Here is a 16,983-nt window from a genome sequence, read left to right on the forward strand (position 1 = left end):
AGTGCATTTTCAAGCCATTCCGATTATACGAATTTTTGATGAATCTAAAGCCAAGGCGTTCTATCTTGAGTTTTTGGGGATGTCGCTTGATTGGGAGCATCGCTTCGAAGCAGACTTTCCTGTCTATATGCAGGTATCCCGAGGCGATCTGGTTTTTCACCTTAGCGAACATTCTGGGGATTGCTCCCCCGGCGCTAAAACGTTTGTGAATACTGATGATCTTGAAGGCTTGTACCGCGAGATCCTATCCCGTGGTTACAAGTTTAGCCGCCCGGAAATAACCACAGCTCCGTGGGGCGATAGGGTGTTTGAAGTGGTCGATCCGTTTTCCAACAGAATATTGTTCAATGAGCCTACAGCAGCCTAAAATTGGTTAGGCATCACGATAGCGGCTGCCATGGAGGCTAACGGTAAAGGAGTTTGCGATGAAAGGCACATGTCTTTGCGGTTCCATCGAAGTGACTGCGCCTAACCACGAGCAGGTCAGTGTTTGTCATTGCTCACTATGTCGGCGTTGGTCGGGTGGGCCTATGTTCGCCGTGCATTGCGGTGGCCCGGTAGAGTTCTTTGGTGCTGAGCCTGCCGCTTACCGCTCATCTGATTGGGCGGAGCGGGGCTTCTGTGCAACCTGCGGGACGCATCTGTTCTATCACCTGCTACCCAGCAATGAGTATATTCTCCCAGCAGGCCTGTTCCAGGATCAGACGTTCCAACTCACCAGCGAAATATTTATTGATGAGAAGCCCGACTATTACGAGTTTAACAACCAAACAGAGAAAATGACCGGACAGCAGGTCTTCGAGCAATTTTCACCAGATTAATTTAGGCGGCTTGGGATTTCTGGTTGCCTTCAACCAGTGTCGATACTGGCATCAAAGATCAAACCAAAAACGCCTTGGCTCTTTTCAGCCAAGGCGTTTGTTTATCTAACGGTTACCTAACTCTCCGCTTAACGCTTCTTCCTAGCAGGCTTCTTATCAGCGCTGGCTGGCGCGCTTTGCTTTGCGCTGCTGTCGCCGGGAAAGTGGGCGCGTACCAGCTCCAACAAGCCTTGTGTTGAGGTGTCGAAGTCGGCGGCGTTGGTATCGATGCGCTCGCTGATTTCACCGGCAATGCGTTTGCCAAGCTGCACGCCCCACTGATCAAACGAGTTGATGTTCCAGATAACGCCTTGCACAAACACCTTGTGTTCGTAGAGGGCAATCAGCGCGCCCAGATTTTTTGGCGTTAGCTCATCCAGTAGCAGCGTGCTGGAAGGGCGGTTGCCGGGGCAGCTGTAGGGATCGTGCTGGCTAAGCTCTTTGCTGTCCCCTTGGCTGCCTTCCATAAAGGCGTTGGCCTGGGCGAGCATGTTGGTCAGCAGGGCGAAGTGATGGTCTTCCACGCCGGGTTCGGGTTTCAGCGAGGCAATAAAATCAATCGGCACGTAGCGGGTGCCCTGGTGCAGTAGTTGGAAGAAAGCGTGCTGACCGTTAGAGCCGGTTTGCCCCCAAACAATCGGGCCGGTTTTGTAGTTAACCGGATGGCCGAAAATATCGACTGACTTGCCGTTAGACTCCATATCCAACTGCTGCAGGAACGAAGGTAGTTGGTTCAAGGCTTGATCGTAGGGCACGATGGCCTGGGTTTCGGCGCCAATAAAGTTGATGTACCAGATACCAATCAAGGCCATCAGAACGGGCATATTCTGCGCGAAGGGCGCTTCTATAAAGTGGCGATCCATCTCATGGGCGCCTTCCAGCAGCTCGATAAAGCCTTCAAAACCAATTGAAAGCGCAATCGGAAGCCCGATAGACGACCACATGGAGTAGCGACCGCCCACCCAGGCCCAAAACTCGAACACGTTCTCTTCACGAATGCCGAATTCCATCGCCGCTTTGCGGTTAGTGGAAGCGGCAATAAAGTGGGCGCCTACGTCGGCATCTTCACCGGCATTTTCCACGAACCAGCGCCGTGCGGTTTTTGCGTTAAGCAGGGTTTCCTGGGTAGAGAAGGTTTTGGTGGAAACGATAAATAGCGTGGTCGCCGGGTCTAGTCGTGAAAGCACCTTCTGAATATGGGTGCCATCGACGTTGGACACGAAGTGGAAGTGCAGTTCCGGGTGGCGGTATTTGAGTAGCGCGCGTACGGCCATATTGGGGCCGAGGTCTGAGCCACCAATGCCAATATTGACCACGTCTTTGATGCGCTGGCCGTTATAGCCTTTCCACTCACCGTTTCTCACCGCTTCTGAGAACTGCTTGATTTGTTCCCGGGTGCGGTTGATTTCCGGCATCACGTCATTGCCATCTACATGTACCGGTTCATCGCTTAAATTGCGCAGTGCGGTGTGGAGTACCGGGCGATTTTCGGTGACATTGATAATATCGCCAGAGAACATCTGTGCACGACGTTGAACCAGGGCAGAGTGGTCGGCCAACTCAATTAGTTTGGCGAGTACCTCATCAGACACGTGATGTTTGGAGTAATCCAGGAACAGGCCGCCCACCCGTAGGCTCATTTTTTCAAAGCGCTGCGGGTCATTGGTGAAGTAATCACGAATGCGGTCGTTGGCGGTTTTGTCGCGCAGGCGTTCAAGTGCCTGCCAAGTAACGCTGCGAGTGAGTTGAAACATAGAAGGCGGTCCTGTTGTTTTAGATCATTATTAAGTGACGAGCGCTCTATTGCTGGCTCGTGCTTTGTACTATTTATGACTTTATTTAGGTAAAAATACTACATAAAACCCCGATTTAAGCAACTGTTAAGCGATTTATGGTTAAAAAATTAGTAATAAACCGTTGCTGGCGTGGGGTGAGGAGGGGGGGCATCGCCAAAGAGGCGCTGGGCAGGTGGCAGCCTGCCCAGCGCTGAGGTTCAAGCGTTTAGCTGGTGACGGCGACGTGAGCGGCGCCGCGTTTGATAAAGGCATAGCCTAAACCGGTTACCAGCGAGCCGATGATAATCGCGCCAAGGTAGAGTAGTGCAGGAGTGATGGCGTTGGGAATCAGCAGCACAAAGATACCTCCGTGAGGTGCCATTAGTTTCGCGCCTACCAGCATGGAAAGCGCACCGGTGATCGCACCGCCCACCATGCACGCGGGGATAACCCGCAACGGGTCTTTCGCCGCGAAGGGAATGGCGCCTTCACTAATAAAGCAAAAGCCGAGTACAAACGAAGCTTTGCCTGCCTCCCGTTCTGGTTCGGAAAATTTATTGCGCGCTATGAAACTGGCAATACCCATGCCAATCGCTGGCACCATGCCTGCCGCCATAATGGCTGCCATTGGGCCGTAGGTTTCTGAAGCCAACAAGCCCACGCCGAAGGTATAGGCTGCTTTGTTGACGGGGCCGCCCAAATCGAAGCACATCATGGCGCCCAATAGAATGCCCAGCAGCACTGCGTTAGTAGAACCCATCGAGGCCAGGAAGCTGGTCAGCGCATTCAGTAATGCAGCGACAGGCTCGCCAATCACATAGATCATCGTCAGGCCGGTGACCAGACTGGCCACCAGTGGGATAATCAGAATAGGCTTGAGCGATTCAACGCTGGAGGGCAGCTTAACGTAGCGGGTAACCGCTAGGGCCACGTAGCCTGCCAGGAAGCCTGCCAAAATGCCGCCGATAAACCCGGAGCCAATGTCAGCCGCCAACATACCGCCAATCATACCTGGAGCAATACCGGGGCGGTCGGCGATGGAGTAGGCAATGTAACCCGCCAGCACAGGAATCATTAGCGCGAAGGCGGTGCCGCCGCCAATTTGCATAAGCGCAGCGGCCAGCGTGCCTTCCTGTTCAAAGGCTTCAATGCCGAAGACAAACGAGAGCGCAATCAGCAAGCCGCCTGCTACCACCATAGGCAACATAAACGACACGCCGGTGAGTAGGTGCTTATAAACGCCTTTCTCTTTAACGCTCTTATTGGCGTTGCCCGAACCGCTGTTGGCGTTTTCTACGCTAGCATCAACAAGGGCGGCTTCCAGCGTGGGACGTGGCTTTTTTAGTGCATTGCCGGTTGAGGTGCGGTAGATGCGCTTGCCTGCAAACCGCGCTGGGTCAACGTCGATATCGCAAGCTAGTACGACCACGTCGGCATCGGCAATCTCTTCTTCGCTTAAATGATCTTGAGCGCCTACTGAGCCTTGAGTTTCCACGCGAATGGCATGTCCCATGGCTTTGCCTGCTTCGGCTAGCGCTTCAGCGGCCATAAAGGTATGGGCAACACCAGTGGGGCAAGCGGTAACAGCGACAATCTTCTTGCCACCCGTGTTGCTCGCCGGAGTTGCGGCGGCTGTAGGGGTTGCAGGAGCAGTGTAAATCGGTGCTTCACGTTTGGCTTGAGTTAAAAAGGCGCTGGGGTCGGGCAGGGCGCTGGCAATCGGCGCCTGGAAAAGTCGTTTGCCTTCAAAACGTTCTGGGGCCGGAACGTGATCGGCGGCCACCACAATTAAATCGGCATTAGCAATTTGCTCGGCGGTGGCAGCCTGCAGCGGCGCAATCTCGCCGTGCATTTCCACATGGGCGCTCCAGCCCATCCGTGTGGCCGCTTGTTCAAGGCGCTTGGCGGCCAGAAAGGTGGTCGCCATGCCGCTGGGGCAGGCGGTAATTAGAATCAGGTTCATCGCGTGGCTCCCTCGGTGATGGTGTCGTCAAGACGCCGTACCAAAGTCTGTTGTTGGAGTAAGTCAAAGTCGTCGGCGTGGGGGGTGCCCACGCCGACGTGGCGAACCGCTTCGGCAGAGAGTGCCGTTGCGAAGCGAAGGGTGTCTTGTGGGGCGAAGTCGCTGAGCAGCCCATGGAGCATGCCAGCCACAAAGGTATCGCCCGCACAAACGGTATTGGTGGCGTTTACGCTAGGTGGGGTAGATTGCCAAGTGCCCTGTGAGCTAACCCATAAAACGCCCTCTGAGCCTGCGGAAATCAGCGCGTGCTCGATGCCGCTGGCGTGCAGTCGCTCGGCGGCGAGCTGGCGCTGTTGATTTGAATTTAGCGCGCTGCCAGCCCAGTCAGCGAGTTCCGTTTCGTTAGGTTTTACAGCCGCAGGCTGAGCAGCAATGGCGGTTAGCAGTGCCGGGCCACTGGTGTCTATCCAAAGTGGTACGCCATAGCTTTTTAGGATGGTTAGTAGTTCAGCAAACAGCGGCTGATCAATACCCGGTGGAAGGCTACCGGCAACGACGACCGCTTGGGGCGGAGCGAGGCGCTGAAACAAATCGTCTAGGGTAGTTCGTAAGGCATCTAGATGGGCAGCCTCAATCGGCATGCCGGGGCCGTTAATATCAGTGACGCGGCCACTCTGTTCCGCCAGCTTGGCGTTAATGCGCGTGCTTCCGGGTACTCGTACAAAGGCATCTTCCACGCCGTAGTGGGGGAATGCCAAGCTGAACGGGGCGTCGTTATCCTGGCCGAGAAAGCCGCTAACAATCACTTGATGGCCTAAGCTGGCCAGCACGCGTGCTACGTTAACGCCTTTGCCCGCGGCTTCTAACTGGGCGCTGTGGGGGCGGTTTACATGACCGAGTGTCAGCGTTTCAAGGTTGAATGCTAAATCCAGCGCGGGGTTGAGTGTAATGCACACTACCTGGGCCATTAGCCGGCCTCCAGGGCGTCACGCACCTCATCGCTGGTGGCTTTACTCAGTGCTAATTGGGCAGTGGCTTTTGCATCGGCAAGATCAAATTCACGCAGGCGAGCTTTGACTAGCGGAATTTGTCGCGCACTGACGGAAAGCTCATCAACGCCTAGCCCTACCAGTACTGGCACGGCCATGGCATCCGAGGCAAGCTCGCCGCATACGCCGACCCATTTGCCGTGGGCATGGGCGGCATCGACGGTCATTTGAATCAAACGCAGCACGGCGGGGTGCAAGCCATCGGCCTGGGCAGAAAGCTCTGGGTGGCCGCGGTCGATGGCCAGCGTGTACTGAGTTAAATCGTTAGTGCCGACGGAGAAGAAGTCCACCTCGGCCGCCAGCGTAGGTGCTAGCAGTGCGCTGGAGGGTACTTCGATCATCACGCCCAGTTGCACATCAGTGGCGCGCTGCTGTGGCGGGATTTCGCTAAGTAGGCGGTCATAGATGACGTTGGCGGCGCGGAATTCTGCGACATCCTTAACCATCGGCAGCATGATGCGTAGCGGACGGCCGACAGCTGCCATCAGCAGCGCGCGGATTTGAGTCTCCAGCACCTCAGGTTGCGTCAGCGCCAGGCGAATGCCGCGTAGGCCAAGAAATGGGTTGTCTTCCTGGGGAACCGGCCAGTAGGGCAATGGCTTGTCGCCACCCACATCCAATGTACGCGCGACCAGCGGACGGCCATCCAAGGCATCGGTGGCTTCGCGGTACTCGGCAATTTGGGTGGCTAGGTCCGGTGCGCTTGAGTAGGCCATAAACAGGAATTCGGTGCGCAGCAGGCCAACGCCTTCGGCACCGCGTTCAACCGCATCGGCGGCGTGGGCGGTGTTACCAAGATTGGCTGCCACTTCTACCCGATGCCCATCGCGGGTTTGGGCTTGCTCAAAGCGTAGCTTCCAGGCATCGGCTTCGCGCTGTTGCTGGTCGAGAAGCTGTTGTTCCGCGCGCTGCAGGCGCTCTTCGGAAGGCTGGGAGGTAACCCGCCCACGTTCACCATCCAGAATCATCATGCTGCCGTTATGCAACGCCATGACGGCTTCACCGGCGCCGACAACAGCGGGAATACCCAGCGCACGAGCCAGAATGGCACTGTGAGCGGTGGCGCCGCCGCGCACGGTAAGCAGGCCGCGTACCCGTGAGGTATCCAGGCGGGCAACGTCGGAAGGGCCGATGTCATCCATCACCAGAATATACGGGTGGTCAGGCGGCTCGGGCAGTTGGACATCGCACAATACCCCCAGTACGCGGCGGCCTACGTCGCGCAGGTCAGCGGCGCGCTCGGCCAATAGACGATCGGCGAGCATTTCCTGGGCGTGGGCGGCGGTTTCAATAGCATTCCACCAACCGGCTTCTGCTGAACGACCTTCACGAATCGCATCAATCGCAGCGTGATGCAGCTCGGGGTCGTCGAGCATCTCCTCGTGCATCGAGAGAATGTCGGCCACTTCGCCGCCAGGGGCGTTGTGCACCAGTGCCTGTAGTTGAGCGGCGCCTTCTTTGAGTGCCACTTCCAGGCGACTAATTTCATGTTCGGGGTCGCTGGCGTGTTCAGCATAGTCGAACTGCATCGGGCGAATCACAAACACCGGCGCAATGGCTAAGCCCGGCGAGGCGGCAACGCCGGTGTGGGGCGCATCAACGACTAACGGCTCAACGGGCTTGCTCGTGTTAGTCACCGACTTGGTATCAAAACCGCCGTCGAACGGCGTTACTTTCTCACCTAGACCGTCTTCAACGGCGGCGGCTACTGCGCCTAGCGCAGCACTTGCCTGGTCACCTTCGGCAGAAAGGATAAGCCACTGACCACGCCGTGCTCCCAAGCCAATCACTTTGGTCAGGCTGGCGGCAGAAACCGTGGAAGCACTGCCTTCTTCAAGGCGTACGTTAATCGGCATTGATTGCGCGCGGGCGACCTGTACCAGCTGTTTTGCCGGGCGGGCGTGCAGGCCATGGGGGTTCAAGACGCGCACTCGGCGAGTCTGAGTGCTGGCGGTTTCGCCCGCCAGCGTGGCCAGCAGCTGTGCGCTGCTTTTGCCCACCAAGCTGTCACTTTCGCCGTTCTCCAACATGGCTAATAGCTGTTCCAGCAGTGGGCGGTGGGCATCGCCACTGGCCGCTAAACAGAACAGCGCATGGACGGGATGGCCGCTATGCTCAAGTTTAGGATCGGCTGGCGTGGCAACGCCTAGTGCGGGTTGTGTCACTCCTTGGGCGTGGCTTGCCAACCAAAATCCTTTGCCCAGCCATTGAGGGGAAGCACTGGCGATGGCGCTAATAAAAGCGTTATCAACACAGCCACTTTGGCGCAGCCGTGCGGCAGCGGCCAAGGCGAGTTCTTGAGGGTCGCGAGCAGGAAAGTTAATGCACAGCGTATCGGCATCCAGGCGTGGCTCAAGCGCTGGTTTGGAAAGTAAACGCGCTACCTCGACAGCCGAGCTAGCGCTGGCGAGCTGGTTGGCGACGCCTTCGCGGTCTAAGACGTGGGTTAATTGACGCAGGATGTCTAAATGTTCGTCATTTTGCGCGGCTATCGTCACCAGTACATAGACCGTCTGGCCGTCATGCCACGGAACGCCTTTGGGGAACTGCAGCACCCTCACGCCGGTATGTTTTACGTGCTGACGGCTTTCCGGCGTGCCGTGTGGAATGGCAATCGCGTTACCAAGATAGGTTGACGACTGCGCTTCACGGGCATGGAGGCCATCACGGTACTCGGCCTCAACTAAGCCCGCATCCGTTAGCGCCTTTGCGGCGATGTCGAGTGCAGCTTGCCAGTCGTCCGCATGGCGGTCGAGCAAGATGTCATCTGGGCCGAGAGTTAACATAGGGTTCTCCTGTAAACGCTGTCAGCCAAGGGTAATGTCTGCAGCGTGATCATGCTTAAACGTTGGTCGTAGAGCGTTTAGCTTCGCTGGATGAATCGTGTCATCTGTGGTTAGTTGGCTATGCTGAATCGATTCACTTAAAGACACAAGAGTTGTCTTTCTAGACTTTAGTCTGGGTGGGGAGAAACGGCTGATAAACTACACCGGCAACCAGAGGGAGAATTGCATGACACTTGCCGACATTGCCCGGCTTGCGGGCGTATCGCGCACCACGGCGAGCTATGTAATTAATGGCCAGGCCGAGCAACGGCGTATTAGTAATGCCACCATTGAGAAAGTAATGGCGGTCGTGCGGCAGCACCGCTATCACATTGACCCGCAGGCAGCGGCGCTGCGTCGTGGGGCAAGTCGGCTGATTGGATTGATCGTGCCGGACCTTGAAAATATCAGCTATGCGCGGCTCGCGAAACGCTTAGAGCGTGGCGCGAGAGAGAAGGGTTATCAGCTGTTGGTGGCTAGCTCAGATGACTGTGCCGATAGCGAGCGCGCTTTGGCATTGGCGCTTCGCGCGCAGCGCTGTGAGGTGCTTATTACCGCCAGTTGCCTTGCCGAAGAGGACACCTTCTATTCTGAGTTGGTGGATGAAGGTTGGTGCGTTGTGGGAATGGACCGTGGGCTTGCGCCGACGCGTTTTGCCAGTGTCGTCAGCAACGATCAAAACGCAGCATATGCGCTAACGCGCTCGGTCATTACAGGTAGCACGCGGCGGGTCGCGTGGTTAGAAGCGATGCCAAGCTTGTCGATCAGTCGCGAGCGGAGGGTGGGTTTTCAGTCAGCACTACAAGACAGCTCTATCGAGCCGGTTTTACTTAGCGGTACGCACTACGAGCGTAGCGAAGGCGCCCGTCTTGCCGCTCAACTGCTGGATGAGAAGGGGGGCGCTGATGCGTTGATCACCGCGTCTTATGTGCTGATGGAAGGGGTGTTTGACGTGTTTCTGGAGCGCGGTGGGCTACCAGAGAATATGCGGTTGGCCACCTTTGGCGACCACCGTTTGTTGGATTTTCTGCCGCAACCGGTGAATTCAGCCTTGCAAGATTATGATCGCATCGCTGAACTCACCCTGCGCTGTGCCCTGAATGCCATGAACGGCGACTATCAGTGCGGGCAGCAGGTTGTGGCGCGTCACCTGCGTACCCGATAAGCCCCATTGATTCGTTCAGAGCTTGAGTTGTTCAGACCTTGAGTTGTTCAGTACTTAAGTTGTTAAGAGCTATACCGTGCGGGCTTGAGCCCAGGCCTGTGCATCCGGAATAGACATATCGTAGCGTTCACTGAGATAGGGCGACGACAGTAAAAAGTCGGCGCTCGCCGCATTGCATGCTACCGGCACGTTCCATAGCGCGGCTAAACGCAGCAGCGCTTTGACATCAGGATCGTGGGGCTGAGGGGCAAACGGATCCCAGAAGAAAATCAGCACGTCTAGCTGTTGTTCGGCAATCCGCGCGCCAATTTGCTGATCACCACCCAGCGGCCCGCTCATCAACCCCTCGACCTCTAGGCCAAGCGCATTTTTGAGCCGCCCAGCGGTAGTCCCCGTACCAATAAGAGTGTGCTGGCTGAGCGTTTCCTGCCAGCGTGTTGCCCACTCCAGCATTTCGGTTTTTTTGCCGTCGTGGGCAATTAGCGCAATGCGTTTACGCGGTTGCAGCGTACGAACGGCTTGGCGGGGGGGACGTGCGTCGCTCATGGCATGGCTCTCCAGTTAACATTCCGGCTATTTCAGGTCACAGTTAGATTTACGCTTCTTCAACGGCCAGCACTTTCATGGTGTTGGTGCCGCCGTGGGCGTTCATGTGGTCGCCGCGGGTAAGAATGACATGATCACCAGGGTGTGCCAAACCATGAGCTTGCAGTAGCTTGACGGCTTCTTGATTGAGTTCTTTAGGGTCCATGTGAGTTGTGTCGAAGGGAATCGACACGACGCCGCGATAAAGCGCCATGCGCCGTTGGGCAATCGGGCTATGTGCAAGGCCAACAATCGGCAGGCCAGAGCGAATGCGTGAGGCAATCAGTGGCGTATAACCTGTTGAGGTCATGCAGGCTATGGCGCGTACGCCCGTTAGGTGGTTAGCGGCATACATGGCAGAGAGGGCAATGGTTTCATCAATGCGCTCGAAGCCTTCATGAATACGGTGGCCTGATGACTGAGCAATACGTTCGCGCTCAGCGCCGAGGCATACCCTATCCATCGCTTGAATGGTTTCTACCGGATAGTCACCCGCGGCGGTTTCCGCAGAAAGCATGACGGCGTCTGTGGCATCAAGCACTGCGTTAGCCACGTCGAATACTTCCGCGCGGGTGGGCAGTGGCGACTCAATCATTGACTCCATCATTTGTGTGGCGGTAATTACCGCGCGGTTAAGCGTGCGAGCATGTTTGATGATGCGTTTTTGAGTGCCGATCAGTGCGGCATCGCCAATTTCTACGCCTAAGTCGCCTCGGGCGACCATTACGGCTTCAGAGGCTTCGATAATGCCATCCAGTGTCTCATCATCGGCAACCGCTTCGGCGCGCTCAAGCTTGGCAACCAAACCTATTTCCTTGCCTGCTTCGCCGAGCAGGTCGCGCGCTTCTTGCATATCAGCAGCGCTGCGTGGGAACGATACCGCCAGGTAATCCACCCCGATATCGATCGCGGTTTTTAGGTCTTCTTTATCTTTTTCGGTAAGCGCTGGGGCGGATAGTCCACCCCCTTGCTTGTTGATGCCTTTGTTATTGGAAAGCTTGCCACCTACGTGAACGCGTGTGTGGACTTCTTGACCAATAATCGAGGTGACGTCCAGCACGACACGCCCGTCATCCAGCAGTAGCCGGTCACCAGGGGCGACATCGTCAATCAGCGACTTGTAATCACAGCCGACGCGCTCGGCCGTGCCGCTGTTGGCATCTAGCGCCATGTCGAGCACAAAGGCCTGGCCAATGTCCAAGTGAACGGCACCTTCAGCAAAGCGCGATATACGGATTTTTGGCCCTTGCAGGTCACCCAAGGCGGCAACGCTGCGATTTAGTCGCTGGGCGATCTCGCGTACCTCTTTTAAGCGGCGGCGATGGTCGTCTGCGGCGCCATGGGAGAAATTTAGCCGCACGACATCAACGCCCGCTTTTAGCATGGCTTCCAGCACGCCAGGGCGATCGCTTGCTGGACCAAGCGTCGCGACAATCTTGGTGCGGCGAAGGGGAGTGGGAGATGTTGAGCGAGTCATAAAAGTTACTCCTATTGACCATCTTGGCGGTGATTAATTATTGGACTACGATAGCCTTTATATAGTAATTTTACTACATATTGGGATGTTATTAGCCTTTAAGGGCAGTTTGGATAGGCAAAAATTGACTTGAAGGTGAATAAATACGTATTTTTAGTAATTTTTTTACTGGATACGCCATCGAATACCACTGCTTGATTGAGGTGCCATCATGACAATAAGAGTTGCTATTAACGGATTTGGACGGATTGGTCGTAACGTACTACGTGCGCTGTACGAAAATGGCTACCGGGATCGTGTCCGAGTGGTTGCGATTAATGATTTGGGTGATCCTTCCCTAAACTCGCACCTGCTGCGTCACGATACGGTTCACGGCCACTTTCCTTTTGCCGTTGAGCATGATGCCGAAAGTATTCGTGTGGATGGCGATCGCATCGCGATCTCTTCTGAGCGTGACCCTAGCCAGCTTCCTTGGGCATCCATGAACATTGATCTTGTCATGGAGTGCACAGGCTTGTTCACTAAGCGAGAAGCCGCTGCCAAGCATATAGAAGCGGGTGCTAAGCGTGTGTTGATCTCTGCACCCAGCCCCGATGCTGACGCTACTATCGTATATGGCGTTAATGACGATATTTTGACGGCTGAACACACGGTGGTCTCCAATGCGTCGTGCACGACTAACTGCTTGGCGCCTGTCGCCAAAGCGTTAAACGATGCTGTAGGCATTGAAAATGGCTTGATGACCACGGTCCATGCCTACACCAACGACCAGAACCTATCGGATGTTTATCACTCCGACCCTTACCGCGCGCGTAGTGCGACGCATTCGATGATTCCGACCAAAACAGGCGCAGCAGCGGCCGTTGGTTTGGTCTTGCCGGAGCTGGCAGGTAAGTTTGATGGGTTAGCCGTACGCGTACCGGTGATCAACGTTTCCCTGGTAGATTTAACATTTACGGCAAGCCGCGATACCAGCAAAGAAGAGATCAACGCAATTGTTGAAAAAGCAGCGGCGAATTCGTCTGTGCTAGCGGTTAACGCACAGCCGCTGGTGTCTATTGATTTCAATCATGATGCACACTCGTCTACTTTTGATGCTAATCACACCCGTGTGAATGGCCGCCTGGTGAAAATTATGGCGTGGTACGACAACGAGTGGGGCTTCTCCAACCGTATGTTAGATACCGCCCTTGCCATGCAGAAAACGGCCAAATAACACCTGACTGACCCTTATGGGCAAGTGTCGCCCAGCAGCAACTCTGTTTTGAGTAGCTGCTGGGTTTTTGGTATCCGACCTAGAATCATTTTTGCTGCCACGCGGCCTTTGCCCGCGCTGTCCTGGCGCACGGTCGTTAAACGCGGTGCTCTATATTGCCCTTCAGCAATGCCATCAAAGCCGGTAATTCTTAGCTCCCCCGGTACGTGAATGCCACGCTGTTCGGCCAGCGTCAGCGCGGTAAGCGCAATGCGGTCTGACATGCATAGCAGCAGATCCGGGCGCTGATTGGCAGGCAGGTCGAGGATTTCTTTGATCACCGGTGAGCACACATCAAACACGTTCTCTTCGATATTCCATAGTGGGATCTGTTCAGCATCAAAGCCATGTTCGGTGAGTGCTGCATGAAATCCGGCCAGGCGTGCACGACTGATGGTGCTGCTGCCCGGCAGTAGGGTGTGCGCTTTGGTGATTCGGCCGTTGCAATGCTCTTTTGTCAGACGAAGGTTAATCACCGCAGGCCGCTGTGGCCGCGTTTTTAATGCGTGCAGGGCAAGGTGGTAGCTCGCGTCTTGGTCATCGATATGCACAGTCGGACTGCCATCAATGTCGAAATCCACGGACACCAGTGGGCGCTGCGCAGGCAGCTCGCTTAGCAGCTTGTTATTAGGCATCAGGCCGTAAACGATAAAGCCATCGGCAATGTTTGCAGACCCTGGTGGCTGGGAGGCATGACCCCGGCCAGGCAGTAGCAGCATGGTATGCCCATGTGCATCGAGTACTTCAGCGACACCGGATAAAAATTCACTGGCGACAGCATCATTGAGGCTGTAGGTCAGGCTTTCGGCAAGAATAACCGCAACAATGCTGGAGCGCCCAGTACGCAGACTGCGGGCCTTGGCATCTGGGCCGTTATACCCAAGGCGTTTTGCCTCACTTAAAATACGATCGCGCAGAAGTGGCGAAAGCTGGTCAGGGCGGTTGAAGGCGTTTGATATTGTCGCAGTGGAAACGCCGAGTTCTGTGGCAAGATCCTTGAGAGTCATTCGACGATGGGCAGTCACGGGTTTCCTATCCTGTTTAATTATTTGGGCGTTATTTTACATCGCAGGCTAATGAATTGAATCTGGCGCACAAAAATACGGCCTTGACGTTGTTTCCACTACCGTTGCTATAGAGGTAGTAGCATCAAAGGCCGTTGTTCGCTCAGCAACAGCGTAGTTGATAGCGTTCGTTAAGCCGCAGAGCGTGTCTCAGAAAGCATCAACGCCGCACCACTTTCATCAAATAGATGCACATGCTCAATGTCAGGCACCAGGGATACTTTTTGGCCTTCTTCCCACTTGCTTGGGGCTTCGCTGCGGTGGATAAGCAGTGTATCGCCCTCTTTGGGTTCTAGGTAGACATAGACCTCATTACCTAGATACTCGACATTGAAAATTTCAAAGCAGTTATCGCCCTTGGGTGCCTCTAAGCGTAGGTGCTCGGGGCGTATGCCTAAGGTAAGTGAGCTGCCCGTGCGATAGCTATCAGCGGCTTGGGGAAGTGCGACCTCTCCCAAGCCTTTTGCCGTCACCCGGCAACCATCTTTTGAACCGCTGGCAAGCTCCGCAGGCATAAAATTCATCGTCGGTGAACCGATAAAACCGGCGACAAACTTGGTGGCTGGGCGTTGATAAAGTTCATGTGGGCTGCCAACTTGCTCGATATGGCCGCCTTTTAGCACCACGATTTTATCTGCCAGGGTCATGGCTTCGACTTGGTCGTGGGTCACATAAATCATCGTAGAGCCCAGGCGATTGTGCAGCCTGGCGATCTCGTTGCGCATTTGTACTCGCAGCGACGCATCCAGGTTAGAAAGTGGCTCATCAAAAAGCAGAATGCGAGGTTCCCGAGCCATCGCACGGCCCATTGCAACACGCTGGCGCTGACCGCCCGACAGTGCTTTCGGCTTGCGGTGTAACAGGTCTTCAAGCTGCAAAATTTTAGCGGTACTCATTACCCGTTCATGGACCGTCTCTTTGTCTGTTTTGGCAAGCTTCAAACCAAAAGCCATGTTGTCATAAACGGTCATATGCGGGTAAAGAGCATACGACTGAAACACCATGCCCACACCACGTTCTCGTGGGGGAAGGTCATTGACCAGCGTGTCACCAATGTTTAAGTCACCGTCGGTGATTGACTCAAGACCCGCGATAAGGCGCAGCAGCGTAGATTTGCCACAGCCGGATGGGCCAACAAAGACGACAAATTCACCATCGCCAATGGTCAGGTCAACGTCTTTAATAATGTGATCGCGACCAAATACTTTGTTGATCTTTTCAAGCGTAACACTTGCCATGGTTAGCTCCTTGTCGGCCTCAATGCTGCATTCCTCGTATCGGGCCGACTATCGTTATTGAATGTTGTTATTGATTATTGCCATTGATTTGACTAAGCAACGTGCATGAAGGCGGCTTGATAGGCGGGCAGCGTCAGCACATTATCTTGACGTGCCGTAGTGAAGCCGTGTCCTTCCAGGTCACCAATAATGTCTAAGGGGAGTGCTGTTTGCAGCTCATTCCCCGTCAGGTTAAAGACACACAGCACTTTGTCTTGGCCATTTTGACGAATAAAGCCCAGTAACTCCTCGCCAACCTCAATCAGCTGTAAATCACCGTCAAACAGCGCGGAGTGCGCTTGGCGGAAAGCCAGCATCCGGCGCACACCGTTAAGCGTTGAGTCTGGGTTCGTTTGCTGTTGGCTAACCGCCAATGGCAGGTGGCGTTTTTCTACGGGGAGCCATGGCTCAATGGCCGAGAAACCTGCCTGGGTGCCATCGGTCCAGGGCATCGGCGTGCGGCACCCGTCTCGGCCTTTAAACTCTGGCCAGAGCACTTTGCCGTAAGGGTCTTGAATGCGCTCGAAGGGCACGTCAGCTTCCGGAAGCCCTAACTCTTCCCCTTGATAAAGGCAGACGCTGCCGCGTAGGGAAAACAGCATGGCGAGCATCACTTTAGGATAAGCAATGGGATCTTCTTCAGCGCCCCAGCGTGATGCGCTGCGTTCAACATCATGGTTGGATGTTGCCCAGCAGGGCCAAGCGTCGCCCGCTAAGCGCTGAAAGCGCTCAATAACATGACGAATATAGCTAGCGGAGCGTGGCTTATTGAGCAAGTCAAAGGTGTAAGCCATATGCAGTTTGTCACCGCCTGCGGTGTACTCAGCCATGCGCTCAAGTGGGTTGTCATCGCCGATTTCGCCCACGGTCGTAGTGCCGGGATACTCGTCCATCAAGGCGCGTAAGTCTTTTAAGAAATCTACGTTTTCAGGGCGGCTAATATCGTAGACATGACGTTGCCACGTGTAGGGGTTAGCCTCTGGAGCGCCCAGGGTCTTGGATTCGCCTTTGGGCACCGGTGGGTTGTCACGCAGCTCAGCGTCGTGAAAGTAGAAGTTGACGGTATCAAGGCGGAAACCATCAACGCCAAGATCCAGCCAAAAGCGCATGTTATCCAGCTGCGCCTGACGGGCTTCCGGATTGTGGAAGTTGACATCCGGCTGGCTGGTCAAAAAGTTGTGTAGATAATACTGCTGGCGGCGTGAATCAAAGGTCCAGGCAGGGCCGCCAAAAATAGATAGCCAGTTATTAGGGGGTGTGCCATCGGGCTTAGGGTCTGCCCATACAAACCAATCGGCTTTGGGGTTTGTACGATTCTGGCGGCTCTCTTTAAACCAAGCGTGCTGTTCAGAGGTATGGCTGATGACTTGGTCAATCATTACTTTCAGGCCTAGCGAATGGGCCTTGTCGAGCAGCGCCTTGAAATCATCCAGGGTGCCGAACATCGGATCAACGTCGCGGTAATCGCTGACGTCATAACCGAAATCGAGCATGGGGGAGGTGAAAAAGGGCGAAAGCCAGACACCATCAACGTTCAAAGAGGCCACGTAGTCGAGCTTTTCGGTAATACCTTTCAAGTCACCAATGCCGTCGCCACGGCTGTCTAGGAAGCTGCGCGGGTAAATTTGATAGATAACGCCGCCGCGCCACCAGGTCAGATTGTCTTGCATGAATAAATCCTTAATAAA

At 55.1% G+C, this 16,983-nt stretch carries 13 protein-coding genes; 4 read left to right on the plus strand and 9 right to left on the minus strand.

The window, feature by feature from the left end; genetic code table 11:
• The first annotated feature begins 1 nt into the window (after window position 1).
• Both ACN06F_RS06660 and ACN06F_RS06665 read left to right on the plus strand, forming a co-directional pair.
• Complete coding sequence (locus tag ACN06F_RS06660) at window positions 2-367, plus strand: glyoxalase superfamily protein (protein ID WP_231658344.1); 366 nt, start codon at window positions 2-4, stop codon at window positions 365-367.
• Between the two features lie 58 nt (window positions 368-425).
• On the plus strand, window positions 426-821 hold the full coding sequence (locus tag ACN06F_RS06665) for a GFA family protein (RefSeq protein WP_433924880.1): 396 nt from the start codon (window positions 426-428) through the stop codon (window positions 819-821).
• A 128-nt stretch (window positions 822-949) separates the two neighbouring features.
• On the opposite strand, the gene pgi is transcribed toward ACN06F_RS06665, so the two are convergent.
• The 4 genes from pgi to ptsP all read right to left on the minus strand — a co-directional run bounded on the left by pgi (window position 950) and on the right by ptsP (window position 8,433).
• Window positions 950-2,614 (minus strand): glucose-6-phosphate isomerase, encoded by a 1,665-nt coding sequence (gene pgi / locus ACN06F_RS06670; protein ID WP_433924881.1) that lies wholly within the window; start codon window positions 2,612-2,614, stop codon window positions 950-952.
• Between the two features lie 247 nt (window positions 2,615-2,861).
• Window positions 2,862-4,598 (minus strand): PTS fructose-like transporter subunit IIB, encoded by a 1,737-nt coding sequence (locus ACN06F_RS06675; RefSeq protein WP_433924882.1) that lies wholly within the window; start codon window positions 4,596-4,598, stop codon window positions 2,862-2,864.
• Complete coding sequence (gene pfkB, locus ACN06F_RS06680; RefSeq protein WP_433924883.1) at window positions 4,595-5,566, minus strand: 1-phosphofructokinase; 972 nt, start codon at window positions 5,564-5,566, stop codon at window positions 4,595-4,597. Before pfkB ends, ACN06F_RS06675 begins: the two co-directional genes overlap by 4 nt.
• Window positions 5,566-8,433: a phosphoenolpyruvate--protein phosphotransferase gene (ptsP, locus tag ACN06F_RS06685; RefSeq protein WP_433924884.1), complete on the minus strand. Its 2,868-nt coding sequence runs from the start codon at window positions 8,431-8,433 to the stop codon at window positions 5,566-5,568. Before ptsP ends, pfkB begins: the two co-directional genes overlap by 1 nt.
• 226 nt (window positions 8,434-8,659) lie before the next feature.
• Here ptsP and cra point away from each other — a divergent pair, with 226 nt between their 5' ends.
• Window positions 8,660-9,637: a catabolite repressor/activator gene (gene cra, locus ACN06F_RS06690; protein WP_038483236.1), complete on the plus strand. Its 978-nt coding sequence runs from the start codon at window positions 8,660-8,662 to the stop codon at window positions 9,635-9,637.
• A gap of 69 nt (window positions 9,638-9,706) precedes the next feature.
• Here cra and ACN06F_RS06695 read toward each other — a convergent pair whose 3' ends face one another.
• Window positions 9,707-10,183, minus strand: coding sequence for a methylglyoxal synthase (locus ACN06F_RS06695; RefSeq protein ID WP_038483239.1), 477 nt, complete (start codon window positions 10,181-10,183; stop codon window positions 9,707-9,709).
• 49 nt (window positions 10,184-10,232) lie between these two features.
• Window positions 10,233-11,699, minus strand: a complete 1,467-nt coding sequence (gene pyk / locus ACN06F_RS06700) for a pyruvate kinase (protein ID WP_038483243.1) — start codon at window positions 11,697-11,699, stop codon at window positions 10,233-10,235.
• Between the two features lie 211 nt (window positions 11,700-11,910).
• Here pyk and gap point away from each other — a divergent pair, with 211 nt between their 5' ends.
• Complete coding sequence (gene gap, locus ACN06F_RS06705; RefSeq protein WP_193067667.1) at window positions 11,911-12,915, plus strand: type I glyceraldehyde-3-phosphate dehydrogenase; 1,005 nt, start codon at window positions 11,911-11,913, stop codon at window positions 12,913-12,915.
• 14 nt (window positions 12,916-12,929) lie between these two features.
• Here gap and ACN06F_RS06710 read toward each other — a convergent pair whose 3' ends face one another.
• From ACN06F_RS06710 to ACN06F_RS06720, 3 genes are all read right to left on the minus strand, one after another.
• A complete protein-coding gene (locus tag ACN06F_RS06710) occupies window positions 12,930-13,961 on the minus strand; it encodes a LacI family DNA-binding transcriptional regulator (protein ID WP_095604294.1) in 1,032 nt (343 codons plus the stop codon).
• Between the two features lie 188 nt (window positions 13,962-14,149).
• Window positions 14,150-15,256 carry an ABC transporter ATP-binding protein gene (locus ACN06F_RS06715; RefSeq protein WP_038483253.1) on the minus strand — a complete coding sequence of 369 codons (1,107 nt, stop codon included), beginning with the start codon at window positions 15,254-15,256 and terminating at the stop codon, window positions 14,150-14,152.
• Window positions 15,257-15,348: 92 nt separating this feature from the next.
• On the minus strand, window positions 15,349-16,965 hold the full coding sequence (locus ACN06F_RS06720; protein ID WP_253487510.1) for an alpha-glucosidase: 1,617 nt from the start codon (window positions 16,963-16,965) through the stop codon (window positions 15,349-15,351).
• Window positions 16,966-16,983: the final 18 nt, after the last annotated feature.

Source organism: Vreelandella sp. 21 (assembly GCF_050995515.1).
Taxonomy (GTDB): domain Bacteria; phylum Pseudomonadota; class Gammaproteobacteria; order Pseudomonadales; family Halomonadaceae; genus Vreelandella; species Vreelandella alkaliphila.